This window comes from Deltaproteobacteria bacterium GWC2_55_46, from assembly GCA_001595385.3.
GTDB lineage: Bacteria > Desulfobacterota > GWC2-55-46 > GWC2-55-46 > GWC2-55-46 > UBA5799.
Window position 1 is genome coordinate 2,302,562 of record LVEI03000001.1, and the last position, 24,772, is coordinate 2,327,333.

General features: G+C 55.6%; 25 protein-coding genes. 24 read left to right on the forward strand and 1 reads right to left on the reverse strand.

From position 1 onward, the window contains the following. The first annotated feature begins 29 nt into the window (after positions 1-29). The 21 genes from A2V21_311015 (at position 30) to A2V21_311115 (ending at position 21,348) form a co-directional block, all read left to right on the forward strand. Complete coding sequence (locus tag A2V21_311015) at positions 30-1,775, forward strand: NADH-quinone oxidoreductase subunit C/D (protein ID OIJ74747.1); 1,746 nt, start codon at positions 30-32, stop codon at positions 1,773-1,775. A 26-nt stretch (positions 1,776-1,801) separates the two neighbouring features. After that, complete coding sequence (locus tag A2V21_311020) at positions 1,802-2,275, forward strand: NADH dehydrogenase (GenBank protein OIJ75158.1); 474 nt, start codon at positions 1,802-1,804, stop codon at positions 2,273-2,275. Then, positions 2,272-3,546 (forward strand): NADH oxidoreductase (quinone) subunit F, encoded by a 1,275-nt coding sequence (locus A2V21_311025; protein ID OIJ74748.1) that lies wholly within the window; start codon positions 2,272-2,274, stop codon positions 3,544-3,546. Before A2V21_311020 ends, A2V21_311025 begins: the two co-directional genes overlap by 4 nt. A gap of 8 nt (positions 3,547-3,554) precedes the next feature. Next, positions 3,555-6,248, forward strand: coding sequence for an NADH-quinone oxidoreductase subunit G (locus A2V21_311030; GenBank protein OIJ74749.1), 2,694 nt, complete (start codon positions 3,555-3,557; stop codon positions 6,246-6,248). Positions 6,249-6,264: 16 nt separating this feature from the next. Next, on the forward strand, positions 6,265-7,215 hold the full coding sequence (locus A2V21_311035; protein ID OIJ74750.1) for an NADH-quinone oxidoreductase subunit H: 951 nt from the start codon (positions 6,265-6,267) through the stop codon (positions 7,213-7,215). Between the two features lie 27 nt (positions 7,216-7,242). Then, positions 7,243-7,743 (forward strand): NADH-quinone oxidoreductase subunit I, encoded by a 501-nt coding sequence (locus tag A2V21_311040; GenBank protein OIJ75159.1) that lies wholly within the window; start codon positions 7,243-7,245, stop codon positions 7,741-7,743. A gap of 15 nt (positions 7,744-7,758) precedes the next feature. Continuing rightward, positions 7,759-8,268, forward strand: coding sequence for an NADH dehydrogenase (locus A2V21_311045; GenBank protein ID OIJ74751.1), 510 nt, complete (start codon positions 7,759-7,761; stop codon positions 8,266-8,268). Further along, positions 8,269-8,577 (forward strand): NADH-quinone oxidoreductase subunit K, encoded by a 309-nt coding sequence (locus A2V21_311050; GenBank protein ID OIJ74752.1) that lies wholly within the window; start codon positions 8,269-8,271, stop codon positions 8,575-8,577. Positions 8,578-8,579: 2 nt separating this feature from the next. Then, entirely contained in the window at positions 8,580-10,451 is a 1,872-nt protein-coding gene (locus tag A2V21_311055; protein OIJ74753.1) for an NADH-quinone oxidoreductase subunit L, read from the forward strand. Continuing rightward, the gene (locus A2V21_311060; GenBank protein OIJ74754.1) at positions 10,448-11,992 is read left to right on the forward strand and encodes an NADH dehydrogenase; all 1,545 of its coding nucleotides are present in this window, start codon (positions 10,448-10,450) and stop codon (positions 11,990-11,992) included. Before A2V21_311055 ends, A2V21_311060 begins: the two co-directional genes overlap by 4 nt. A gap of 2 nt (positions 11,993-11,994) precedes the next feature. Continuing rightward, positions 11,995-13,428, forward strand: a complete 1,434-nt coding sequence (locus A2V21_311065) for an NADH-quinone oxidoreductase subunit N (GenBank protein OIJ74755.1) — start codon at positions 11,995-11,997, stop codon at positions 13,426-13,428. Positions 13,429-13,566: 138 nt separating this feature from the next. After that, positions 13,567-14,754 carry a hypothetical protein gene (locus A2V21_311070; protein ID OIJ74756.1) on the forward strand — a complete coding sequence of 396 codons (1,188 nt, stop codon included), beginning with the start codon at positions 13,567-13,569 and terminating at the stop codon, positions 14,752-14,754. 263 nt (positions 14,755-15,017) lie between these two features. Beyond that, positions 15,018-16,421, forward strand: coding sequence for a mercury(II) reductase (locus A2V21_311075; GenBank protein OIJ74757.1), 1,404 nt, complete (start codon positions 15,018-15,020; stop codon positions 16,419-16,421). 57 nt (positions 16,422-16,478) lie between these two features. Continuing rightward, positions 16,479-17,645 (forward strand): hypothetical protein, encoded by a 1,167-nt coding sequence (locus A2V21_311080; GenBank protein ID OIJ74758.1) that lies wholly within the window; start codon positions 16,479-16,481, stop codon positions 17,643-17,645. Between the two features lie 40 nt (positions 17,646-17,685). After that, a complete protein-coding gene (locus A2V21_311085; protein OIJ75160.1) occupies positions 17,686-17,934 on the forward strand; it encodes a hypothetical protein in 249 nt (82 codons plus the stop codon). Positions 17,935-17,959: 25 nt separating this feature from the next. After that, the gene (locus tag A2V21_311090; GenBank protein OIJ74759.1) at positions 17,960-18,484 is read left to right on the forward strand and encodes a hypothetical protein; all 525 of its coding nucleotides are present in this window, start codon (positions 17,960-17,962) and stop codon (positions 18,482-18,484) included. A 227-nt stretch (positions 18,485-18,711) separates the two neighbouring features. Next, positions 18,712-18,981 (forward strand): hypothetical protein, encoded by a 270-nt coding sequence (locus A2V21_311095; GenBank protein OIJ74760.1) that lies wholly within the window; start codon positions 18,712-18,714, stop codon positions 18,979-18,981. A 37-nt stretch (positions 18,982-19,018) separates the two neighbouring features. Further along, entirely contained in the window at positions 19,019-19,909 is an 891-nt protein-coding gene (locus tag A2V21_311100; protein ID OIJ74761.1) for a hypothetical protein, read from the forward strand. Positions 19,910-19,916: 7 nt separating this feature from the next. Further along, a complete protein-coding gene (locus A2V21_311105) occupies positions 19,917-20,444 on the forward strand; it encodes a hypothetical protein (GenBank protein ID OIJ74762.1) in 528 nt (175 codons plus the stop codon). Further along, positions 20,437-20,820: a hypothetical protein gene (locus A2V21_311110; GenBank protein OIJ74763.1), complete on the forward strand. Its 384-nt coding sequence runs from the start codon at positions 20,437-20,439 to the stop codon at positions 20,818-20,820. The genes A2V21_311105 and A2V21_311110 overlap by 8 nt, the downstream gene beginning before the upstream one ends. 99 nt (positions 20,821-20,919) lie before the next feature. Continuing rightward, complete coding sequence (locus A2V21_311115; protein OIJ74764.1) at positions 20,920-21,348, forward strand: hypothetical protein; 429 nt, start codon at positions 20,920-20,922, stop codon at positions 21,346-21,348. A 261-nt stretch (positions 21,349-21,609) separates the two neighbouring features. Here A2V21_311115 and A2V21_311120 read toward each other — a convergent pair whose 3' ends face one another. Continuing rightward, positions 21,610-22,275: a hypothetical protein gene (locus tag A2V21_311120; GenBank protein ID OIJ74765.1), complete on the reverse strand. Its 666-nt coding sequence runs from the start codon at positions 22,273-22,275 to the stop codon at positions 21,610-21,612. 225 nt (positions 22,276-22,500) lie between these two features. Between A2V21_311120 and A2V21_311125 the strand changes: the two genes are divergently transcribed. From A2V21_311125 to A2V21_311135, 3 genes are all read left to right on the forward strand, one after another. After that, positions 22,501-23,172: a hypothetical protein gene (locus tag A2V21_311125; protein ID OIJ74766.1), complete on the forward strand. Its 672-nt coding sequence runs from the start codon at positions 22,501-22,503 to the stop codon at positions 23,170-23,172. A 227-nt stretch (positions 23,173-23,399) separates the two neighbouring features. Continuing rightward, positions 23,400-23,765, forward strand: a complete 366-nt coding sequence (locus A2V21_311130; protein ID OIJ74767.1) for a hypothetical protein — start codon at positions 23,400-23,402, stop codon at positions 23,763-23,765. A 246-nt stretch (positions 23,766-24,011) separates the two neighbouring features. Beyond that, a complete protein-coding gene (locus A2V21_311135; protein OIJ74768.1) occupies positions 24,012-24,560 on the forward strand; it encodes a hypothetical protein in 549 nt (182 codons plus the stop codon). Positions 24,561-24,772 lie beyond the last annotated feature (212 nt).

Genomic DNA, 24,772 nt, shown 5'->3' on the forward strand with positions numbered 1-24,772 from the left:
TCCCTGCCTTCCAGATAAGGGTTTTAGATATGGGCGGCGATCAAATTACACGGGAGCTTCAAGGCAGGTTCGGCGAGGCCTCGTTCGTCACGCAGCATACAGATGACGGCATACCGACGGTCTGGGCCGGCAAGGAAAAGGCCCCGGACCTGCTATCCTATTTAAAGAAAGAGGCGCCAGGGCCATACCGGATGCTCTATGACCTTACGGCCATCGACGAGCGCCATCGCCAGAATAGAACCGGCCAGCCTGAGAGCGATTTCACGCTCGTCTATCACCTGCTCTCCTTCGAGCGCAACGAGGATATAAGGGTCAAGGTGCCTCTCGTTGGCGATTACCCATCTGCTCCGACCATGACGGGCCTATGGAAGTCGGCTAACTGGTACGAAAGGGAGGTGTTTGACATGTTCGGGGTCTTTATCGACGGCCACCCGAACCTTAAAAGGATACTTACCCCGCCCACCTGGAAGGGCCATCCGCTGCGGAAGGAATATCCGGCGAGGCGGACGGAATTCGGCAAGTTCGAGTTTCCGGAGGAAAGAGAGATCGCGGAGGAGAAGGCGCTTCAGTTCCGCCCCGGAGAGTGGGGCTTCTCAAATAGCCGTGACGGCACCGATTTCATGTTCCTCAATATGGGCCCGCACCATACCGGCACGCACGGGATAATGCGCGTCATGCTTGAGCTCGACGGCGAGGAGATAGTGGACTCCGTCCTCGATATCGGCTACCACCACAGGGGGGCCGAGAAGATGGGAGAGCGGCAGAGCTGGCATACCTATATCCCGTATACCGACCGCATAGACTATCTCTCAGGAGCGATGAACAACCTGCCGTATGTGCTCGCGGTCGAAAGGCTTGCCGGGATAGAGGCGCCGCAGAGGGCGGTCTTCATAAGGGTGATGCTTGCCGAGCTCTACCGCATCGCGAGCCACCTTGTCTGGCTCGGCACCTTCGCACAGGACCTGGGGCAGATATCCCCGGTTTTTTTCGCCTTCAACGACAGAGAGCGCATATACGCGATAACAGAGGCGATATGCGGCTTCCGCATGCACCCGGCATGGTCGCGGATCGGGGGCGTGGCCTCCGACCTGCCGCAGGGCTGGGAGGGCCTTGTGAAGGGCTTTATAGATTATTTTCCTGCGAGGCTCGTCGAATATGACAGGCTCATAATAGAGAACCCGATAATAAAGGCGCGCACCATCGGGGTGGGCGTCCTTACGCTCGACGAGGCGATCGAATGGGGTGTTACAGGGCCGAACCTGAGGGCATGCGGCATTGAGTGGGACTTCAGGAAAAAAAGGCCATATTCAGGTTACGAAGGGTTTGACTTTGAGATACCTTCGGCTATGGAGGGGGACTGCTACGCGAGAGCCGTGGTCCGCACCCTTGAGATGAGGCAGAGCCTGAGGATCATAGAGCAATGCCTTGAGCGGATGCCAGGCGGGCCATATAAGTCCGATCACCCGCTCACTACGCCGCCGGTAAAAGAGCGCGCCATGAAAGATATAGAGACCCTCATCGCCCATTTTCTGAACGTAAGTTGGGGCCCGGTCCTCCCGGCTGGAGAGGCGGCCTTCGGGGTCGAGGGCGCAAAGGGGAACAACACCTACTACCTTGTAAGCGACGGGAGCGCTTCATCGTATCGCACACGCATCCGCACCCCGTCTTTCCCGCACCTGCAGGTAGTCCCTGAGATGTGCAGGGGGCTCGCTGTGGCTGACTTGATCGCCATACTCGGGAGCATAGATTTCGTGATGGGCGATGTTGACCGTTGATAAAAAAACAGATACAGGAGCCTGTGATGCTTACAGAAAAAGAGATGCTTGAGATAGAGGAGGAGGCTGGTAAATACGACTCAAGGCAGGCGGCCTCGATAGACGCTCTTATGATAATACAGCGCCACAGGGGCTGGGTCGACGACGACAGCTTAAAGGACGTGGCGGCGTACCTCGGCATGTCGCCTGATTACCTCGACGGCATAGCCACGTTCTATAACATGATATTCAGGAAGCCGGTCGGAAAGCACGTCATACTTATGTGTAACACGATAAGCTGCATGATGGCTGGCTATGAACCCAACCGTGAGCACCTGAGAAAACGCCTTGGTGTCGACCTTGGCGGGACCACCCCCGACGGGTTTTTTACGACGCTCCCGGTCGCGTGTCTTGGGGCGTGCGAGCGTTCTCCTTCGATGATGGTAGATGGAAGGCTTTATACAGGGCTTACGCCTGAACGGATAGACGCGATACTCGATGGGTTAAAGGAGAAGCGATGACGGAGCGCCCGCTCACCGGCCGCATGCGCCCTGACGGAGAGGCGCTCGACATAGCCGGGTACGAGAAGGCGGGAGGCTATCAGGCGTTGAGAAGGGCGCTCAGGATGTCCCCGAAGGAGGTGCAGGATGCCGTATCTGCCTCCAACCTGAGAGGGCGCGGCGGGGCCGGCTTCAGTACCGGGATCAAGTGGAGCTTTGTGCCGATGGGGGCTTCAGCGCCCAGGCCAAAATACCTGGTCGCCAACGCTGACGAGATGGAGCCCGGCGCCTTTAAAGACAGGTACCTCCTCGAGGGTGACCCGCACCAGCTCATAGAGGGGATGATCATAAGCGCCTTCGCGATAGAGGCGGAGGCCGCGTATGTGTTCATAAGATGGGAGTATCAGCTTGGCGCGGAGCGCGTACAGAAGGCGATATCTGAGGCATATGAAAGGAAGTACCTGGGGAGCGATATACTGGGTTCCGGCTTCACCCTCGATATAAGGCTCCACACCGGGGCAGGCAGATATATATGCGGAGAGGAGACCGCCCTTCTGAACGCCCTTGAGGGCAGGCGCGCGATACCGAGGCAGAAGCCGCCGTTCCCGCAGACGTGCGGCCTGTGGGGCAGGCCCACGGTTGTTAATAACGTCGAAACGCTCTGTAACGTGCCGCATATCGTGCTCAACGGGGCTGAATGGTATAAAAAGCTCAGCCGCTCGACCGACGGCGGGACGAAGCTCTACGGGGCGAGCGGGCGCGTGAAAAGGCCTGGGCTATGGGAGCTTCCCATGGGCACGACCATCCGGGAGATACTTGAAGAGCACGCCGGCGGCATGTGTGATGGCTACAGGTTGAGGGCCATTATGCCGGGTGGGGCCTCTACAGAGTTCCTAACGGCAGAGCGCCTGGACGTGAAGATGGACTTTGATTCGGTGGCGGCGGCCGGGAGCAGGCTTGGCACCGGCACGATGGTCGTGATGGACGATAGCGTTTGTCCGGTGAGGGCGCTCCATAACCTTGAGAGCTTCTTCAGCCGCGAATCATGTGGCTGGTGCACACCGTGCAGGGAGGGCCTGCCATGGGTCGAAAAGACCCTTGAAGCAATTGAAAAAGGCGAGGGCGAGCCGGAGGATCTCGAAATACTTGGAGAGCACGGAAGCTCGCTCTGGGTTGGCAGGACCTTCTGCGCTCTCGCCCCCGGGGCCATGGAGCCTCTAAGGAGCGCCCTTGCGCTCTTCAAGGACGACTTCGAGCGGCACATCAGCGAAAAACGCTGCCCCTACCGGTAGGGAGATGAATGGGAAAGATATATATCGAAAACAAGGCGTACGAGGTGAACAACGGGCAGAACCTCCTGCACGCCTGCCTTTCGCTGGGCCTCGACCTTCCGTACTTCTGCTGGCACCCTGCCATGCACTCCGTAGGCGCGTGCCGCCAGTGCGCGGTCAAGCAGTTCAAGGATGAGAGCGACACAAAAGGGCGTATTGTAATGGCCTGCATGACGCCTGCGGCATCTGGAGCGCGGATCTCGATCGACGACCCGGAGGCGAAGGCCTTTAGAGCTAACGTCATAGAGTGGATGATGTGCAGCCACCCGCACGACTGCCCGGTCTGCGACGAGGGAGGAGAGTGCCATCTTCAGGACATGACACTCATGACAGGGCACGTAAGCCGGAGCTACAGGTTCAGGAAGCGCACGTACAGGAACCAGTACCTTGGCCCGTTCCTTAACCATGAGATGAACCGATGCATACAGTGCTACAGGTGCGTGCGCTTCTACCGCGATTACGCCGGAGGGACCGACCTTAACGTTTTCTCCTCCCACGATAACGTATATTTCGGCAGGCATGAGGACGGGGTCCTTGAAAACGAGTTCAGCGGCAACCTGGCAGAGGTCTGCCCAACTGGTGTCTTTACCGATAAGACGTTTAAAAGGCATTTTACGCGCAAGTGGGACCTGCAGAGCGCTCCTTCAGTCTGCGTCCATTGCGGGGTTGGGTGCAACACAATACCCGGCGAGAGATACAATGAGCTCCGCCGTATCAGTAACCGCTATAACGGCGAGGTAAACCGCTACTTCCTCTGCGACAGGGGGCGCTATGGATATGAGTTCGTGAACGGCCACAGACGCCTCCGTGAGCCTCGGCAAAGGGGCGATGGCGATGATAAGCGGTTGACCGCTAAAGAGGCTGTAATCGCCGCCGCGAGGCTCATCTCGTCGGGTAAAGGCGCGGCGGGTATAGGCTCGCCACGGGCCTCGCTTGAGGCCAACTTTGCTCTCCGCTCTCTTGTCGGCCCTGATAACTTCTATATGGGGGTATCAGGAAGGGATTTACGCGCGATCACCCTTGCCTCCGAAAACCTTCTTAACGGCCCGGCGCGCTCTCCATCGCTCCGTGAGATAGAAGGCTCTGACGCGGTCCTCCTTATCGGGGAGGATGTGACCAATACGGCACCGGTGCTTGCGCTCGCGTTGAGGCAGGCAGCGCGAAATGGACCTGTAACAGAGGCCTCGAAGCTCCGCATCCCCTTCTGGGACGATGGAGCGGTACGGACCGCCACACAGGGGATGAAAGGCTCTTTTTATCTTTTGGCCCCATACGCCACGAAGCTTGACGATATCGCGAAGGAGCGATATTGCGCTTCGCCTGACGGCATGGCTCGGCTGGGCTTCGCCATCGCGCATGAAATAGACAAGGCCCTGCCCGGAGTTGACGACCTGCCAGAGGATGAACGAGAGCTTGCGGGAAGGATAGCCGATGGCCTTATGAAGGCGGAGCGTCCGGTAGTGGTCGCCGGGATGAGTCTTGGAAGCGAGCCTATTATAAACGCCGCCGCGCGGGTGGCCTGGGCCCTCTGTAAAGCAGGCAAAGAAGCCGGGCTTCATTATTCCTTTCCTGAGTGCAATAGCCTTGGCGCGGCGATGCTTGAGAGGAAATCCCTCGACGAGGCGTTTATTGCCGCCGGCAAAGGAAAGCATGAAATAGCGATAATACTCGAGAATGACCTGTCGCGCCGCTTGGGACCTGGATATTTGGAGGCGATCAAAAGCTTCAGACAAATCATCGTTCTGGACAGTATCGTTACACCCGCGTCTACTGCCGCCGGACTGCTCCTCCCGTCGGCCTCTTTCGCCCAATCGGACGGGACGCTTGTAAATAGCGAGGGCAGGGCGCAGAGGCACTTCAAGGTATTCACTGCTGAAGCCCCTGTCATGGAAAGCTGGAGATGGATAAGCGATATCAAAAAAAAACTTGGCATCTTCGGTTGGGGGACCATCAATGATATCACAAGGGAACTGGCGAAAGAGCTTCCGGCCTTTGAAAGATTGCCTGACCGATGGGTCGGTATAAGCGGGATGAAGATAGCGCGCCAGACGCACAGGGCAAGCGGACGGACAGCCGTTACAGCAGAGAGGACCGTCTTTGAGCCAAAGCCGCCTGAAGACCCGGATGCCCCCTTTTTATTTTCAATGGAGGGCTTCCATGGGCAGCCCCCATCGCCCTTTATACCGCGATTCTGGGCCCCTGGCTGGAACTCGATACAGTCTGTGAATAAGTTTCAGTCGGAAGTCGGCCGTGCGCTCAGGGGCGGAGACCCGGGCTTGAGGCTTATCGAGCCTGGTCATAGTCTGAAAGAGCCTTCCTCACTCATTATCCCGCCGGCGTTCAAAAGGAGGAAGGGCGAATGGCTCCTTGTGCCCATCTACCATATATTCGGCTCAGAGGAGATGAGCGTCCTTTCGCCTTCAGTCGCAACGCTGGTACCCGATCCGTACCTGGGGCTTGGGGCTCGGGAGGCCGCCATTATCGGCGTAAGGGCTGGCGAGGAGCTATCCGTTAAGGTATCTGGAGCCGTCCTGAGACTCCCGGTAAGGATCATAAGCAGGCTGCCTGAGGGGTTGGCTGGCCTGCCTGTACTGCCGGATCTGCCGGTATTGCCCTTGCCAGGGTGGTGTGTCCTTTCGAAGGTAAAGCTCTCGGCGGCATAAACGCCGATGGAGGCGTATGAAAGAGGTATTTGCGCCTTTGGCCTTGATAGCGGGGGTTATTTTTGTCCTTACGACAGTAAGCGCGGGGCTTATCTGGGTGGAAAGGAGGCTCCTCGCCCTATGGCAGGACAGGTACGGCCCGAACAGGGTGGGCCCATTCGGCCTCCTGCAGGTCGTGGCGGACATGATAAAGATATTATCAAAGGAGGACTGGACCCCTCCGTTCTCTGACAGGGCCGTATTCATACTCGCACCGGCTATCGCAATGGCCGCGGCTCTCCTGTCCTTCGCTGTTATCCCGTTCGCGCCGGGCATATCCGTGGTGGACCTCAACATAGGCCTCCTTTTTGTGCTTGGCATATCTTCCTTAAGCGTCTACAGCATCGTGCTCGCCGGATGGGCGTCGAACAGCAAGTATTCGCTCCTCGGGGGTGTAAGAGGCGCCGCGCAGATGTTCTCCTATGAGGTCTTCATGGGCCTGTCTCTTATGGGGGTAGTGATGCTCTCAGGCTCCTTCGACCTAAGGGAGATAGTCGAGGCGCAAAGGGGGCTCTGGTACTGCGTGCCGCAGTTTCCAGGCCTTGTCATCTTCTTTATAGCAGGTCTTGCCGCCACGCACAGGCTTCCGTTCGACCTGCCGGAGGCTGAAAACGAGCTTGTAGCCGGCTACCATACCGAGTACTCCGGCATGAAGTTCGGCATGTTCTTCGTTGGCGAATATCTTGGCATCACGCTCATCTGCTCGCTTATCACTACCCTTTTCTTCGGCGGTTGGCTGGGCCCGGTCCTGCCGCCCGTAGTCTGGTTCTTCATAAAGACCTTTTTCTTCATCTTTCTTTTTATCCTCCTGAGGGCCTCTCTTCCAAGGCCCAGGTTCGACCAGCTCATGAGTTTCGGGTGGAAGGTGATGCTGCCGCTCTCTCTCGCTAACGTGGCTGTGACCGGGGCCGTATTGCTCGCGCTTTGAACGGAGGCTTTATTGTACGCCCTTTTGATGGTCATATGGGATATCCTCGCGCACGCGTTCAGGCCAAGGGTGACGGTAGAGTACCCCGAGAAGAAGGCCTATATCCCGCCGAGATGGCGCGGCAGGATAATACTTTCGCGCGACCCGGACGGGGCGGAAAGGTGCGTGGCATGTTATCTGTGCGCGGTCGCCTGCCCGGTGGATTGTATAGCCCTTCAGGCAACAGAGGATGATACCGGCAGGCGGTATCCGGCATTTTTTCGCATCAACTTCTCGAGGTGCATATTCTGCGGCTACTGCGAGGAGGCGTGCCCAACGTACGCGATACAGCTTACGCCGGACTATGAGATGAGCGAGTACAGGCGCCCGTCGCTCGTCTACGAAAAAGAGGACCTCCTTATAAGCGGGACCGGCAAGTACCCCGGATATAACTACTACAGGGTCGCCGGGATAGCCATAGGAGGCAAGGGAAAGGGCGAGGCGGAAGGTGAGGAACAGCCGGTGGACGTAAGGAGCCTCATGCCATGATAAACCGGAGCTGAAATGCATTCGCTATTTTATATCTCATCAGGCGTCGCCATCCTTTCCACGGCCTTTGTAATCACCGGGGTAAATCCCGTGCGCGCCCTCCTTTATCTTATCGTCTCGCTTCTTGCGGCCTCGCTCGTCTTCTATTCGCTCGGCTCTCCGTTTGCCGCCGCGCTCGAGGTGATAATCTACGTTGGAGCGATAATGGTCCTCTTCGTCTTCGTGATGATGATGCTCAATCCTGGGCCCATTCAGGAGCGGCAGGAAGAAGGGTTATTCAGCCCCGGCATCTGGATTGGCCCGTCGGTACTCTCTTTCGCGCTCCTTATTGAGCTTCTGCTGCTTCTAATGCCCTGGGGCGAGGTGGTCGAGACGGGTTACGCTCCCGCGGGGCCGAAGGCCGTCGGGTACTCTCTTTTCGGACCTTATCTCATCGGGGTCGAGCTCGCCTCTTTCCTATTATTGGCCGCTATCGTCGGCGCCTTCCATCTTGGCAGAAAAGATGTCGAGGGCGAGGGGGGCTGAATGGCCGGCATACCGGTTGAGCACGCGCTCATAGTTGCTTTCATATTGTTTTCTTTAGGCCTCGTCGGCGTGCTGGTGAGGCGTAACCTCGTTTTCATGCTCATGTCGATAGAGGTGATGCTCAATTCGGCGGGGCTCGCGTTCATCTCCGGCGGTTATCGCTGGGGGCAGCCCGACGGGCAGGTCATGTTCATGTTCATACTCGCCATGGCCGCCTCTGAGGCCGCCGTTGGCCTCGCGCTTATACTGAGGTTCTACAAGAGCTTTAAAACGCTCGACGCTGACCTCGCGAGCAGGATGAAGGGGTAGAAATGCTCGAACTCCTCTGGCTTATCCCGGCGCTTCCATTTACCGGCGCGGTCTTCCTGACGTTCGCCAATCCCCGCATGAACCCTGGGTGGGCAGCTGTCGCCGGGGTTACCTCGATAGGCCTTTCCGCCCTGCTTGCCATCGCCATAGCCGTTAGTTTCATAAGCTCCCCTCCGCCTGGCAACGCGTTTACGCAGACGCTATGGACCTGGATCTCTTCAGGCTGGTTCAGGCCAGAGGTCGCCTTCAGGCTCGACCCGCTCTCCCTTGTCATGGTCCTGGTCGTTACCATAGTCGGCTTTCTGATACACCTGTACTCAGCGGAGTACATGTCCGGGGACGAAGGGTACAGGCGTTTTTTCTTGTACATGAACATATTCGTCGGCTCGATGCTGACCCTTGTGCTCGCCGATAACCTGCTCCTCCTTTACTTCGGGTGGGAGGGCGTGGGTGTGGCAAGCTATCTCCTTATCGGCTTCTGGTACGGCGTTCCCTATAACGGTTACGCCGCGAGGAAGGCGTTCATAATCACGAGGGCAGGTGACACGGCGTTCATCATAGGCATTATCCTTCTGGCTACAACGCTCGGCACGCTCGATATACAGGAGGTCATGTCCAGGGCCTCTGCCCATTGGGCAGGCAGGGGGCTCGCGGTCATAGCCGCATCCCTTCTTCTTGCCGGGGCGCTCGGCAAATCAGCCCAGCTTCCCCTTCAGACCTGGCTCCCTGACGCGATGGCAGGCCCCACCCCTGTAAGCGCCCTCCTGCACGCTGCGACCATGGTGACCGCCGGGGTCTACCTTATCGCCCGTACGCACGTTCTTTTCGAGCTTGCGCCTCCTGTCATGGGCCTTGTCGCCGCGATAGGCGCGGCGACCCTCATTATTTCAGCCTTCAGCGCGCTCGTCCAGACCGATATAAAACGTGTGCTGGCGTACTCGACCATAAGCCAGATAGGCTATATGTTCCTTGCCCTCGGAGTGGGCGCGTGGCCGGCGGCCATATTCCATTTCATGACCCACGCGTTCTTCAAGGCCCTGCTCTTTCTCGGCGCCGGCGCTATCATTGTCGCCTTCAAGCACGAGCGTGATATCTTCAGCATGGGCGGGGCAAGGTCTGCCATGCCTCTCGCTTTCTGGACATTTCTAGCGGGGGCGGCCTCCCTGTCGGCCATTCCGTTCGCGACAGCCGGTTTCTACAGTAAAGACCTCATATTGTCAGGCGCGTGGTCTTCCGGCGGCTATATCCTCTGGGTTGCCGGTACTACAGGCGCATTCCTTACGGCTTTATACGCTTTCAGGGTCGTCTTCATCGTCTTCTTCGGCGAGAGAAAGGCAGCCCTTGCCCGCAAACCCGGGATGATGATCTCCATACCACTTGTCATCCTGGCCTTGTTTTCGCTCGCGGCTGGCTTCGTAGAAACGCCAGCCTTTCTTGGCGGCGTGAGTCTCTTTACAGGCTTTTTGCAGCCGGTCTTTTCCGGACCCACCCGCGACGCTGAGGACCTTCTGCCGTTGTTTATTACCGCCCTTGTACCTGTGGCAGGGGTTTTAGCGGCGTATTTTATCTATTTAAAAAGATCCGCGCTTGCAGGACGCCTTGCGGGCTCTCCAGTGGCACAAGCTTTAAGAAGACTCTGGTTGGGAGGCTGGGGCTTTGACAGGCTCTATGACGTTTTATTCGTCAGGCCTTTTCTCTGGTTGGCGGACAAGGGGAGGGCGGACATCCTTGATCTCCCGTTCGCGGCGATCGCTCATTTGAGCGTAGTGATAAACAGGGCCCTTGCCATCACCCAGTCAGGAAGGCTCAGGTCCTACGCTGCCGGGCTCACCATCGGCGCGGTACTCGCCCTCTTTGCGGTATTCCTGTCATGATACTCGCGCTCCTCATAGCCATCCCCATTGCGTTCGGGGTTTTGGCCTGGTACTCGGACCGTATTAACGCTTCCCTGCCGAGGCGGTTGTCCTTCCTGGCCATGGCGATAGACCTTGGTCTCATCGTCTTGCTCTGGGCCGGGGCTGTCCCTCAAGAGGGCGTATGGATAGCTGAATTCAAGGTGAATTGGGTCCCACAGCTCGGCATATCGCTTCACTTCGCGATGGACGGGTTGAGCCTCGTCTTTACGGCCCTTACCGCAGCCTTGGGACTGGCTTCCATAGTGGCGTCATGGACGGAGGTAAAAGAACGCCCAGGCTTTTTCCACTTTAACCTTCTATGGGCGCTTGCCGGTATAATGGGCACATTTCTTTCAATGGACCTTTTTGTTTTTTATTTCTTCTGGGAGCTGATGCTATTCCCCATGTACTTCATGATCTCTGTATGGGGACACCGGAAGAGGCATTACGCGTCGGTTAAATTTTTCATTTTCACGCAGGCCGGGGGCTTGCTCATGCTCGTATCGATCCTCGCCCTCTATTTCATCCACGGCAGCTCTACAGGCGATTACTCCTTCGATTTTACGGACCTCAGTAGAACGGAACTTTCGCCGGTGGTGGAGGTACTTCTGATGCTGGGCTTTTTAGCAGCCTTCGCGGTAAAGCTTCCAATACTCCCTCTCCATACGTGGCTTCCTGACGCTCATACCGAAGCCCCGGCAGCGGGGAGCGTTATATTGGCAGGCCTGCTCCTAAAGACCGGCGCCTACGGCTTTATCCGGTTCATGCTCCCTCTATTCCCCGGCGCGTCATCTCTCTTCGCGCCCCTGGCGCTCGTGCTCGGCGCGGCCGCTGTCATCTACGGGGCTCTCCTTGCCTTCGCGCAAAGGGATATCAAAAGGCTTGTGGCGTATACGAGCGTAAGCCACATGGGCTTTGTGCTTATCGGCATTTTCGCTTTCAACGGCCTCGCCCTCAATGGGGCGCTTATGCTCGCTGTCTGCCACGGCTTTGCAACGGGCGCGCTCTTCATGGTGGCCGGCTGGCTCCAGGAGCGCATGGATACACGCGAAATGCGCCTCATGGGGGGGCTGTGGGCCGCGGCTCCGATGATGGGCGCCGCAACGCTCTTCTTCGCTCTCGCTTCCCTGGGCGCCCCAGGGCTCGGCAACTTCGTCGGGGAATTTCTGGTGCTCCTCGGCGCATTCCGCGCTTACGAGGTAGTTGCCTCATTCGCCGCAACCGGCCTTGTGCTCGCGGCCGTTTATTCGTTGTGGATAGTACAGCGTGTATTCCATGGGCCTTATGAAAGGAAGGCCGGGATCAAGGACCTCAACGGCCGAGAACTATCCGCGATGGTTGTTATGGCGGCGATCATAATCTGGCTCGGGGTCTATCCACAGCCTGTCCTTGATCAGCTTGGGCGGATGGTGCTGGCTGAGGGTAATGGCCAAATAACAGCGCAATCGCCGGAAGATGACGTGTTCAGTGATTTCAGGATAGAGCCGGGGATCAAACATCCAGGCTTATTGGAGATATAGAGATGAGCGTGCCGGAGCTTATAGCCCTTTTGCCTTTGATGCTGCTTGCCGCGTGCCCTGTGGCCCTGATGCTCACAATCGCCTTTTATCGCTCTCACGCGCTATCTGCCGCGGTCTGCTCCATCGGGCTCGGCATCTCTTTTGTCTCTCTTTTTATCGCTTCCGGCTTTGCTCCTGTCTTTGTGACCGACCTCATCCTGATAGACGGCTACGCCCTTTTTTACATGGGGCTTATAATAGCCGCGGCCTTGCTCGTCAGCCTCATGTCGTTCGGCTGCAACATGGCGCGACCAGGGCTCCGCGAGGAGTTTTATATCCTTGTTCTCCTCGCCGCCCTGGGAGCGTCCGGGATGGCGGCGAGCAGCCATTTCGCCTCTTTCTTTTTAAGCCTTGAGACTTTGAGCGTATCACTTTATGCGCTCATAGCCTTCGAGCGCAAGAGCGTGCGCGGCGTTGAGGCAGGGATAAAATACCTCGTCCTTGCCGGGGCCTCATCCGCTTTTCTGCTCTTCGGCATGGCGCTTGTATACTTCCAAACCGGCACGATGGGTTTTGCCGGTATCGCGGCGAGGGCAGGTGGGGTAGACTCTTTGGCGATGACAGCCGGGCTTGCCCTGATATTCGCAGGGGCCGCCTTTAAGCTCGCGCTTGTGCCGTTCCACATGTGGACGCCCGATGTCTACGAAGGAGCGAGCTCTCCTGTGGCCGCGCTCGTGGCAACGGTCTCCAAGGGGGCGGTCTTTGCCCTCCTCCTCCGGTTTTTCATTCTTGTAGACATATACTCGTACAGGCCCCTTTTCATCCTATTCGCTCTTATCGCGGTCTTATCCATGTTCGCCGGGAACCTGCTTGCGCTCTTTCAGGACAATATCAAACGCCTGCTCGCATATTCGTCTATCGCGCACATGGGCTATCTGCTCGTCGCCATGCTATCAAGCGGCTCTCTTGCCTTGACCTCCGCGGGTTACTATCTGGCGGCGTATTTTATATCCATGCTCGGCGCGTTCGGTTCTGTTACCGTACTCTCGGGAAGGGAGAATGAAAGGGAGATGATAGGCGAGTACAGGGGGCTTGCAAGGACAAACCCATGGCTCTCGGGGGTCTTCGCAGGCATGCTCCTTTCGCTTGCCGGGATACCCCTTACGGCCGGGTTTGTCGGGAAGTTCTTTCTTGTCGCCAGCGGCATTGGTTCCGCCCTCTGGCTGCTCGTCATCGCCCTGGCGGTCAACAGCGCCATAAGCATCTATTATTATCTGAGGATAATAGCCGCTCTTTACGCGCCCGCGCCTGTTGAAGGGGCGGTAGAGGCCGCGCCAGCCATCTCGCTTGCCGGAGGAGCGGTGATGGTTTTTCTTGCGATTTCACTTCTCTTGCTTGGCCTGTACCCCGCGCCTTTTATCCGCGTTGTGCAGATGACCCTGGGTATCCTGGTGTGATCGGGATCGAGCGGAAAAAGATTTTTAAGCGACATATACATAGGGAGGAAAAATGGGATTGACTGAGGCCATGGCGTAAGGCAATAATACAGGACGAGAAATATTTTTAAACACGTCTTCTGTAGGGATTCCAAGGACATGGCCGAAGATATCACAAGGGAAACCAATAGCCGGATCGTAAGGTACGGCTGGCTCATAGCGCTTTCCGGCATATCCTTCCTGACCCTCGCGATCTACTCTGCGACATTTGCCTCCCCCTTCAGCTTCGATGATTTCATGTACATAACAGAGAATCCCTTTATAAGGGATTTATCCAATTTCTGGCCGCCTTCGGGAACAAGGTACGCTGGGTATCTATCCTTTGCGCTCAATTACAGTTACGGCGGCCTGGATGTTACGGGCTTTCATATAGTAAATGTCATTGTCACCTATCTGAGGCTTCTTCTCCTTCCGGTAAACCAGAACTTCGACTACGAGTACCCGGTATTCGATTCCCTGTTCAGAGCGCAGGTGCTTGCCTCTTTCGTTTTCCTTCTGGCGCTCTTTATTTTCGCGGTCTATCTCTTGAGAAGACATTACGCGAACAGGAGCGCGTACCCGCTGGCCATCGCAACAGGGATCTTCTGGTTCTTTATCACCATTTCGGTGGAATCCTCGATCATACCCATACAGCACGTAATCTTTGAGCACAGGCTCTATCTGCCGAGCGCCGGGGCGGCCCTGGCCTTTGCCGCGGGGCTATTTTACGTTATCGACCTCATCAGGCCAAATGTGAGCGCATGGGCGATCGTAGCAGCGGCAGCCATACTTGCCGTGGCGCCTTTAAGCGTTGCGAGTTTTCTCCGAAACCAACTCTGGAAAGACCCTGTTGCCCTTTACGCAGACCTCGTTCGAAAAAGCCCGAATAAACTCCCGGGCAGGGTATTCCTTGGGCACGCCTACCTTCAAAAGGGCGATGCCGACAGAGCGATAGGGGAGCTTACCGCTGCCTTAAGGATAGAGGCAAACGACCCGACCGCTCATTTTTTCCTTGGCAATGCCTGGAAGGAGAAGGGCTTTATAGAGAAGGCGGCTAAAGAGTACGCCGAGGCAGTACAGCTTAAGCCCGACCACTACGAGGCAAGGAACAACCTGGCTACCGCTTATTTCATCCTCGGCAGATTCGATGAAGCCCTTGCCGAGTACATCCTGGTGCTCGAATACAGGCCCGGCCACGCCGAGGCCCATTATAACCTTTCCCTTCTATATGAAAAAATCGGGCAGGACAGAGAAGCCCATGAGCATTATCAAAAGTATCTGGAGCTCTCTGGCGGTCAGGGCAGATAGCGAGCGTGCCGGATGGGCTTGCGTTTCGGATAAAGAGCTGGATCAAACGAGGCTGATCCTGAAAGGCGTTGCATGAATGAAAAGAGGGTTTAGCGGAAACGCTAAACCCTCTTTGATTTACATTTTTATTTGCACCCTGAGTGGAACCTTTTGTGCCAATTCCAGATGGTGTAAATTGCCCCTGTCTCTTTTTCAAAGCAAGAGAGACGGTTCAGACTTGTCCTCCATCCCCAACCTATACGAATATCTGTCATAATAATGGAATGAAAACATACGACCTTGTAATACTCGGCGGCGGCTCTGCCGCCTTTGCAGCCGCCCTTAGGGCGACCGAGCTCGGGGCCGTGGTCGCGGTCTGTGAGGACCGGGTAATCGGAGGGACATGCCTCAACAGGGGATGCATCCCTTCAAAGAGCCTGCTCCGTGCCGCGGAGGTCTTTTATTATTCGCGGAGCCAGCCTTTCAGAGGCATTGAAATACCCCGTGGAAAGGTGGATTTCGCAAAGGTGATAGATGAAAAGGACGCCCTTGTAAAGGAGCTAAGGCAGGAAAAGTACCTCAACGTGCTCGAATATAATAAGAATATACATTACTACGAGGGAAGAGCGTCTTTTTTGTCCAGGGGCGAGGTGCGGGTTGGGGATACCGTTCTTAAAGGAAGGAAGTTCCTGATAGCGACCGGGGCCTCTCCGCAGGCCGTCCCGTTCAAGGGGTTAGAGCGAGTGGAATTTCTTAACTCCACAACGGCCCTCGATTTAAAGGAGCTTCCCGCCTCCATGATAATCATTGGAGGAAGGTTCGTCGCGGTCGAGATGGCCCAGATATTCTCCAGGTTCGGCACAAAGGTCACGATACTGCAGCGGAGCACCAAATTGATACCGGAGGAAGAAGAGGAGATTGCCCTCGCCCTGAGGCGCTGCCTTGAGGAAGAAGGCATAGAAGTGCATACGGGAGTAAAGGTCCTCGAACTCTATCCCGTGGACGGATTGAACGCGGTAAAGGCCGGGATAGACGGCAAAGCCAGGGAGTTCAGAGGCGAGAGGATACTCATGGCTACAGGCATAACGCCAAATACCAAAAACCTTAATCTGGAAGCCGCTGGCGTTGAGGTCAATGACAGGGGCTTTGTTAAAACCGATGAAAACATGGCAACTGCCAACCCCGATGTCTTCGCTGCTGGAGACGTCGTCGGGGGGATCGAACTGGTTACCGTTGCTGCGCATGAAGGCGCCATAGCCGCCCATAACGCCATAGAAGGGTGCTGCGCCAGAAAGATCAATTACGATCATATCCCGCACGCTATATTTACCCATCCGAACGTCGCGAGCGTGGGCCTAACCGAAAGGAGGGCCGTGGAGAAGGGCATTCAGGTGAAATCAAGGACCCTGGAGATGCGCCATGTCCCGAAGGCAAGGGCAATAAGGGATACGCGCGGACTTATTAAAATCGTCGCCGAAGAGGGTACGGAAAAGGTCATAGGCGTACACATACTCGGCCCTGAAGCGGCAGAGGTCATCCACCAGGCCGTTTTCATCATCAGGAGCGGGATGACCGTGAGGGAGATCACCGAAAAGATAGACGTATATCCCACCCTTTCAGAGATGGTAAAGCTCTGCGCGCAGAGTTTTTATAAGGACGTTAAGCAACTTTCCTGCTGCGCCGAGTGAGGGATATATTCCATGGTAGAAAGGCGGAGGAGATTATTACGGATTGCGATTATCCTCGTGATCCTCTTCTCAGCCCTGTACCTCCTGTACCGGGCTTTTATCTACTCACCCGTCATATTCGGGCTCAGGGATGACTTCAAGGAGGCGGTCCCTTTCCAGGCAGTACCGGCAGGCATAAAGGGGATAAGGGCCGCGGACTGCGCCGTCTGCCACAGGGAGATCTACGAGGAATGGAAGTCCTCTTATCACGCCAGGGCCTTCGTGGACCCCTTCTTCCAGGCCTTTTGGCGTAAGGACGAATTCATCTGGATATGCCTTAACTGCCACACCCCGCTCGTAAACCAACAGCCTTTTCTCATCAAGGGCCTTGAGGGGGGCAGCGTATCCAGGCCGATAAGAGAGCCGAATAAGGATTACGACGTGGAATTGCAGGGAGAGGGCATCACCTGCGCAGCCTGCCACCTGCGCGACGGGGTGATCCTCGGCCCCTACGAAGACTCCGACGCCCCTCACCCGACGAGGTACGACCCACGATTCCGCACTACCGGGATATGCTACACCTGCCACCAGGTCCCGGGAGGCCCCTTCCAGTTCTACAACGGCGGCCCGTGCGCGACGTACTTCGAGTTCGAGGGGAACCCATGGGCGGAAAAGGGCTATGTCTGCCAGACATGCCACATGCCGGAAGTAGAGAGGGCGGTCGCAGCAGGAGGGACCATAAGGAAGGGCGGCAGGCACCTCTGGCAAGGGGGACACTCCCCGGAGATGGTAAGGAAGGCCTTGACAGTAGAGGTCGAGGGGGACAAGAAGAGCTACGATCCCGGTGAAACGGCCCGCTTCACCCTGACCCTTGAGAACAGCGGCGCCGGCCACAGGATACCCACCGGAGACCCGGACAGGTTTTTTACCGTCTCCTTCAAGGTGGTGGATGGAGCTGGCAGGGTGCTGAGGGAGAAGAAGCGCACCATAGGCCGCTGGATACTCTGGAAGCCAGTGATCGTCGAGGTATATGAGAACAGGCCAGCGCCGCTGGAAAGCCTCACTTATCGCTTCGACTATCAGATCTCCGCAGATTACGAGGGCCTCAGCCTTGTAGCCGAGGTCGCCTACAACATAATGAGCGAGAGGAGCCATGGAGTGCTCGAAACAAAGTACGGGCTCACCGCTAAAGACCCTTACAGCTTTGTCATATTCAGCGAGACCATGCCGCTGAGAGGGCGCTGATTAGCGGGACCGTAAGAAAGGAGGCGGTAATATGTCGGGTATGATGGGGAATATGCAGGGCTGGGGCATGTGGGGGCCGGTGTCGATGCTCTTTTTCAGCCTCTTCTGGATAGCCATTCTCGTGTTGGTCATCGTTGGCATAGTTTTTCTGGTCCGTTACATGCGGGGTTATGGCATGGAAGGAAGAGGCGCTCAAGAAACCCCTCTTGACGTCTTGAAAAAGCGTTACGCCAGGGGCGAGATAGATAAAAAAGAATTTGCTGAGAAGAAAAAAGACCTCGCTGAATGATCGTCATTAAAAGCAGGAGGCGACTATGAAGGTACGAAGCCTGCTAATTGCCGTGGTGACTTCGTTTATCCTCTGCACGGGTCCTTCTCTGGCAGCTGAAAAAAACGAGAGCATCCTTTTCCACCTCAAGACAAGCCTCAAGCACGACGACGCCCAGATCTGCGTGGCCTACAATATGATATGGGCGGCCCTTGAAAGCGGGCTTGAGGTGAATGTCCTCATAGACGCCGATACCGCGAATACCTTCAAGACAGGCTGGTTCGGGCGTGATGACATAGAAAAGTTCCCCCTGCCGGAGCGGCTAAGGAAGTCCCTTTCCGAGCAATTCAATGTGCCATTAAAGGGCGTGCCGGTGAACTACGGGCGGTTCCTCGATATGCTCCATCAAAAGGGCGCCCGGTTCCATATCAATTCGGCTTTCTTAGTGCTCGCAAAGATAGAAAAAGAGATGGGCAAGTTGGATAACATTTCCGCGAAGTTCTTCAAGCCTGTTACCTTGAAGGAGATGATAGAATTGAGGACAGGGGCGGATTACTACATGGCGTATTAGCTTCTTTTTTTTCTCCGTGCTCATTTCCGCTTCTTTTGATGGTCGTCGGCAGGGTTGATGTGGAGGCAAAGGCGCGCCCTTTCGCCCTCGCGGCGGCGCTTTCGACGTGGGCGAGCGCATTTTTTCTTATGATAGGCGGCGTAATAGCCCTGGGCGGGGAGCTATACTGCCCATTATAGGAGTTAATCATGAAAAGGTTTCTATTTGCCGTTCTTATATCAGCTCTTATGCTTTCATCTCCTGCGCTGGCCGGTCCTCCCGCAAAGGTAATTATTCACGTAAAAGGCATCTCGTGCCCGTTTTGCGCCTACGGGCTTGAAAAGAAGCTCAAGGGCCTTGAAGGTGTAAAGGATTTCTCCATGGACCTCGAAGGAGGAAAGGCGGAGGTTTTTTTCAGCGACAGGGATTTTATTGAAATAAAGAAGATAGAGGAGGCGGTAAGGGATTCGGGCTTTACTCCGGGAAAGATCGAGGTGAAGGAGATTCAGGGTGAGTAGCCTTGAGGGGTGCTGTCAAAAAGTCCGTGGAGGAAGAATGCTTGGAAGATGCGTAGCAGTATTTGTGGCGGCTTGCTGTATCCTCTTTTTGCCGCTGCCCGCCCATCCAGCGCCCATCACCTTCAATACGGCTCTACCGGTCAGCAAAGGTGAGGGCATCTTCCGGGCGCAGGCGAAATACTCCCTTTCAACCGGCGACCCCGCTTCCAGAGGCAGGGAGCTTGCGGTCTGGAGCGTCCCGCTGGTCCTTGTCTACGGCGTCACAAGGGATTTCACTCTCTTTGCCGTCACGGAGTATGTCGACAGGGAACTCGAAGAGGGAGGCTTAAAAAGGGGGGATGAGGGGCTCGGGGACTCGACCTTCATCGCCCGCTACACCGTATGGACAAAGGACCTCTCCGGCGAGACCCTGAGGCTCGCCCCCTTTGCGGCGATAAAGGCGCCCACCGGCAGGGATGACGCCACTGATTCACAGGGCACCCTCCCCAGGAACCTCCAGCCCGGCACAGGCTCATGGGACTATACAGCAGGTACGATATTCACATGGCAGACTCTCAAGAGGCAGGTGGACGCCTCTGCCTCGTATACATTAAATACCGAAGCCGGGGGTTTCAGGTTTGGAGACGTCGCAAGGCTCGACGCCTCATACCAGCACAGGCTCTTTCCAAAAAAGCTCGGGCCGGGGCTTCCGGCCTTTGTATACGGGGTTGTTGAATCGAGCCTTGTATGGCAGGACAAGAGCGAGATAGACGGGGTGGATGACGCAGACTCAGGAGGAGTTAAGCTCTTCGTAACCCCCGGCATACAATATGTCACCCTGAGGACGGTTACTGAGGCGGCGGTATCGGTCCCCGTATTCCAGGACCTCAACGGAAATGCCCTCGAAGACGACTATGCCGCCATTTTGAGCTTCAGGGTGAACTTTTGAGGGATAAGTGACAAAGCTAAAATTTCTCTGCCTTTTGTTCGTTTTTCTCACGGCGTCCTGCGCCGGTGAGAAGGCCTTTTCCTTTTCAGGCGGCTGGGGAGGGAAAGGCTCGGGCAAGGGAGAGTTCAATGAGCCTTATGACATAGAGGCCGACGGGGAGGGCTATCTCTATGTGACGGACGCGAGGAACGCGAGGGTGCAGAAGTTCACTGCCGAAGGAAGGTTCGTCCTCGAGTTCGGGAAGAAAGGAAAGGGGCCGGGGGAGTTCATAAAGCCCGTCGGGGTCGCCGTGGACAGGAATGGGTTCGTGTATGTGACCGACTACGACCTCGACAGGGTGCAGAAGTTTGCGCCTTCGGGAGAGTATGTTCTGGGGTGGGGAAGCCACGGAGGTGGCCCGGGTGACTTTGACGCGCCTTCCGACATCGCCGCGGGCCCTGATGGGAGCCTTTTTGTAATCGACCTCTATAACCACAGGGTGCAGGTCTTTGACGAGAACGGCCGGTTCTTGAGGGAATGGGGCAGGAATGAATAGCGAGTTCTACTACCCGGCGAAGCTGACCTTCGGCAACGGCAGGGTCTATGTGTCTGATTCGTACAATAATAGAATTCAGGCCTTCACCCATCAAGGGGAGTTTCTCTTCCAGTTCGGCGGCATGGGTTTTTGGAGGGGGACCTTCCGCGTGGCCTCGGGCGTTGCCGTTGGGCCGGATGGGCTTTTGTACGCAGCCGACTACTACAACGACCGTGTACAGGTATTTGACCCCGAAGGTAAGTTCATCACATCATTTGGGGGAGAAGGCACAGGCAATGGGGAATTCAAAGGCCCGACCGGCGTTGCCGTATCCGAAGACAAGATTTACGCGGTGGACTGGGGAAACCACAGGGTTCAGGAGTTTATCAGAAGATAGCTCTCACGCGATACGCCAGCTACTTGACCATCCTGAGAATCGGGTTATGCTTTAATTATGCAAAACTTTGCGGAAAGGAGACCATATATGCGTAGAAAATTGCTCGTAAATATATTGATAGCTGTTTTCTTCTCTCTTTTTCTCGTTGAGGCCCACGCGGCTGTCCAGAAGAGCAGCCTGAGAGGCGAGAAGGACTTCAAGAAGGCCCAGGGCGAGGTGACTGTAAGCGACGCTGGCGCTGACCAAAAGCAGATATCGGTCAGCGCCAGCGGCCTGAAACCGAACTCCATATATACCTTCTGGTTCGTGAACGAGAAGCCACGGATGGACATGGCAGGCGTCGGCACCGGGAATTACTCCTTCAGGAGCGATGCCCAGGGGAACGCCCAATATACGGCAGCTGTGTCTCAAGAGGAACTGAGGAGGTGGAACCTCTTTGAGGTTGCGTACCACCCCGATCAAAACCCTCAGAACATGGAGAATATACAGATCGCGCTCAAAGGCGAGGTGCCGGGGACGGCGCGGTAAAAACAGGTATCTACCCTGAGTTCTAATTGTGCTGGGGGGCGCTGAAAAGCGCCCCCCAGCTCGCGATATCGCAAGAGATGATGGAGCAAGTCTCGTGCGGCCATAAGATTGAAAATTCCGCGTCCTGCCCGAATTTTAATCCTCGACAATCCTTCTTGCTTTCATAACACCGAAATTAAATAGAAGAGCGCGCGATAGAAAAATGAAACCGTTTGCAACCTGTTAGGGAATATAATTTCGAATTTCGAGTCATTCGACAATCTATTTTCCCTTGCCGCGCCATATAAACATCAACCTTTTAACGGTTCCGTTAAAATCCGGTCTCCCGATGATACGTCGACGGATAAGCTTAAAGACGACGATGGCGGCGATTGTGGAGAGTACAAGAACAACAAGGCCGTTTCTGATCCTTTCAAAAACAGGCAGCAAATCTAAAATGCCTTCTTTGAAGGTAAATCCCAGCAAAAGGAATGCAGCCGCCCATAAAGCGGCGCCAACAAGGTCAAGCGCGAGAAATCTCATGTAGCCGAACCTTAGCGCCCCGGTGAGCGGAGCCGAGAGGGTCCTGACGCCGAAGACGAACCTGGCCATGGGTATGGTTATATGCCCGAACCTCTTGAAAAAGGACTCTGCCCTGTCCGTGTAGTTGCACGTGCAAAGCGTGCAGTTGATATAAGTGTCTATGAGCCTTCTGCCTCCCCATCTTCCTATGAGATACGCAAGGCTGTCGCCGATGACGGCCCCGGCTACAGCCACAAGGAGGCTTGGCGCAAGGTCCATTCCGGTAGCCGCGAGCGCCCCGGCCAGAAGAAGAAAAAGCTCGCCTGGCACCGGGAGCCCGGCGTTATCGAGCATTACCCCGAAAAAAATTATCAGGTAGCCGTAAGAGTTAAAGAGGCTTAAAATATCGCCTGGATTATCGCTCAAGTTCTGTCCCTCATCACTGGAAATCTTAGAGCGGTCCCGAGGTTGTTGCGCAATTTCGCATGAGAACGAGCTGAGAAGGTTTTGAAAAAGCCCGGAGGTAGGAATTATTGCCGACTTTAGATATAATACTATAGCAGGTTGCAGAAAAAGTTCATCTGCTTCGTTGTCATCGTTGCTTCTGCTACGGCGTACCAAATCCTGCAAGTTTATTTTATGAGGACAGGAATGGATAAGAACAAGCTCTGGTACATAAACACCAATAAGATATTCTCCGGGCTTTCTGAAAAGGAAAAGGGCGAGATAGCGTCCAAAATTACGGAGTTGAACGTCAAGAAAAGAGGAGTTGTCTATAGCTCAGGGGACAGGGCGGAGACCGTCTATATACTCAAGGAAGGCAGGATCAAGGTAACACGGTTTTCCGAGGAGGGAAGAGAACTGACGGTCGATATCCTGGAACCCGGCGACGTATTGGGCGAACTAAGCCTTGCCGGAGAGCGAGAGCGTGAAACGGACGCCGTGGCGATGGAAGATTCCTTCCTGTGCGTAGTTAAACGCAAGGACTTTGAGGATTTTATCGGCAAGATGCCGGGGCTGTCCTTCACCATAACGAAGTGGATAGGCCTCCGGTTAAGAAGAATCGAGAACCGTTTTGAAAATATGCTCTTTAAAGACGTGCGCACAAGGCTCCTCGCCGTATTCATGGACCTGGCGCAAAAGCATGGCGTGAGCGCCGATAATGGTATAAAGATAGCGATCCGTCTGTCGCACAAGGACATAGCCGGCCTTGTAGGGGCCACGCGGGAGACGGTCACCCTTGAATTGAACAACCTTAAGAGAAACGGTGACATCATGATGGACGGGAAATATTTCGTCCTGGCCTCAAGGCATCTCTCCTGATTTTTCTCAATTTGTAAGCCGCCTTACATTTTCCCTCCGGTTTTTCTGATATAGTTCATCCATGAAAATAAAAGACGCGGCTTCCTCGAAATCTGGCAGAGCCCGCAAGGGAGGGAAGGACGCATGTATAACCCTTAAAAAAGATGAACGCGTCATCTTGAAGAAAGCAGGCTTGTCCTCCAGGGATTCCTCCATAAAGAAATTCAATAAAATAAAAGGAGGCGAGCATGCCTAAGATAGCTATCATACTGCATGCCGAGCCTGGCACGCACGATGCCATGGGGCGGGCCGCCCATGCCCTGCTTTACTCCAGGGACCTGTTAGAGGCTGGCATGGAGGTGAAGCTCGTCTTTGACGGAGGAGGGACAAGATGGGTAACGGAGCTCTCCAGGGAGGATAATCCGCTTAACGCGCTGTACAAGGAAATCAGGGAGGCTGGAGTTATCTCCGGCGTTTGCCAGTTCTGCATCGGGGCCTTCGGAGGAGACGTGGAGGTTGTGAAAAACCTGGGTCTCCCCGTGGCAGGGGAGTACATGGGGCATCCGAGCATATCGGCCTTGATACGGGATGGTTATCAGATTATTACGCTCTGATCGATCGCTTACGCTGAATCTCGGTAAAAGGAGGAAAAAAATGGCTAAGGATCTTAACGAGGCGTGTCCTTGCGGCTCAGGAAAGAAATATGGCGAGTGTTGCGGAAAAGACGAGTCCTGTTCCTGCGGCTCAGGCAAAAAGGCCTCTGAATGCTGCTACAGTGCGACCGGCAAATGCTGCTGAGGCCGTTTTAGGAGAGAACGGCTCTTGAGCCTTCTCAAAAACTCAAAAATGGAGGAGTAGATATGCTTAAGCCTTTCTTAAAGCAGTTTGCAAAGGCCTTTCTGGTGCTTTCAATATTTTTGATCCCAGGTCTGCCAGCGGACTCGTTCGCGAAGGACATGAACCCATGCTCGAAGATCTCCAAGAACCCGTGCGCCGCCAAGAATATCCCAGTCAGAACGAATCCTGTAAAGGATTCCGCGAAGCTTAAAGGGATGAGTGAAAAGCTCTGGGCCTCTGCCGCGCTCGGCGCCTCCGGCAATTCATGCGCCACTTGCCATCCGAACGGCGCGGCGCTGAAAAAGGAGCCCTACCCGAAGTACATCAAGATGGCCGACGACATACTGACCATGGACCAGATGATAAACTTCTGCATGACGAACCCGATGAAGGGCAAGCCCCTTGCCTGGAACTCTCAGGAGATGACAGCCCTTGCGGCCTATGTGCTGGCCAACTCAAAAGAGAGCGCGGCGCCGATGAACCCTTGCAATATGAAAAATCCATGCGCCATGAAGAACCCGTGCGCAAAAAAGAATCCCTGCTCGATGAAGAACCCCTGCGGAGCCAAATAGACCGGTGCTGCGTAGTATTGCAATCATGCTGTTTTTGACGCTGGCTTCTCCTCCTGTCGTATCCGGAGGAGAAGCGTCGCTGTCAGTCCATTGGCAGAGGCCTGTGAAGACAGGGTCATACGGCGCCGTGGAAGCCCTCTACCCAGAGAGTTGTGCTGTGTGCCACCGGGCGCAGTACGATGACTGGAAGGGGGCGCTGCACAGTAAAAGCA

Coding starts and splice junctions, on each gene's coding strand:
- A2V21_311040 (OIJ75159.1), top strand. CDS start 7,243: ATGGTCATATGGGATATCCTCGCGCACGCGTTCAGGCCAAGGGTGACG.
- A2V21_311130 (OIJ74767.1), top strand. CDS start 23,400: ATGCCTAAGATAGCTATCATACTGCATGCCGAGCCTGGCACGCACGAT.
- A2V21_311015 (OIJ74747.1), top strand. CDS start 30: ATGGGCGGCGATCAAATTACACGGGAGCTTCAAGGCAGGTTCGGCGAG.
- A2V21_311070 (OIJ74756.1), top strand. CDS start 13,567: ATGGCCGAAGATATCACAAGGGAAACCAATAGCCGGATCGTAAGGTAC.
- A2V21_311035 (OIJ74750.1), top strand. CDS start 6,265: ATGAAAGAGGTATTTGCGCCTTTGGCCTTGATAGCGGGGGTTATTTTT.
- A2V21_311085 (OIJ75160.1), top strand. CDS start 17,686: ATGATGGGGAATATGCAGGGCTGGGGCATGTGGGGGCCGGTGTCGATG.
- A2V21_311020 (OIJ75158.1), top strand. CDS start 1,802: ATGCTTACAGAAAAAGAGATGCTTGAGATAGAGGAGGAGGCTGGTAAA.
- A2V21_311135 (OIJ74768.1), top strand. CDS start 24,012: ATGCTTAAGCCTTTCTTAAAGCAGTTTGCAAAGGCCTTTCTGGTGCTT.
- A2V21_311025 (OIJ74748.1), top strand. CDS start 2,272: ATGACGGAGCGCCCGCTCACCGGCCGCATGCGCCCTGACGGAGAGGCG.
- A2V21_311030 (OIJ74749.1), top strand. CDS start 3,555: ATGGGAAAGATATATATCGAAAACAAGGCGTACGAGGTGAACAACGGG.
- A2V21_311055 (OIJ74753.1), top strand. CDS start 8,580: ATGCTCGAACTCCTCTGGCTTATCCCGGCGCTTCCATTTACCGGCGCG.
- A2V21_311125 (OIJ74766.1), top strand. CDS start 22,501: ATGGATAAGAACAAGCTCTGGTACATAAACACCAATAAGATATTCTCC.
- A2V21_311075 (OIJ74757.1), top strand. CDS start 15,018: ATGAAAACATACGACCTTGTAATACTCGGCGGCGGCTCTGCCGCCTTT.
- A2V21_311045 (OIJ74751.1), top strand. CDS start 7,759: ATGCATTCGCTATTTTATATCTCATCAGGCGTCGCCATCCTTTCCACG.
- A2V21_311100 (OIJ74761.1), top strand. CDS start 19,019: ATGCTTGGAAGATGCGTAGCAGTATTTGTGGCGGCTTGCTGTATCCTC.
- A2V21_311065 (OIJ74755.1), top strand. CDS start 11,995: ATGAGCGTGCCGGAGCTTATAGCCCTTTTGCCTTTGATGCTGCTTGCC.
- A2V21_311060 (OIJ74754.1), top strand. CDS start 10,448: ATGATACTCGCGCTCCTCATAGCCATCCCCATTGCGTTCGGGGTTTTG.
- A2V21_311110 (OIJ74763.1), top strand. CDS start 20,437: ATGAATAGCGAGTTCTACTACCCGGCGAAGCTGACCTTCGGCAACGGC.
- A2V21_311090 (OIJ74759.1), top strand. CDS start 17,960: ATGAAGGTACGAAGCCTGCTAATTGCCGTGGTGACTTCGTTTATCCTC.
- A2V21_311095 (OIJ74760.1), top strand. CDS start 18,712: ATGCTTTCATCTCCTGCGCTGGCCGGTCCTCCCGCAAAGGTAATTATT.
- A2V21_311050 (OIJ74752.1), top strand. CDS start 8,269: ATGGCCGGCATACCGGTTGAGCACGCGCTCATAGTTGCTTTCATATTG.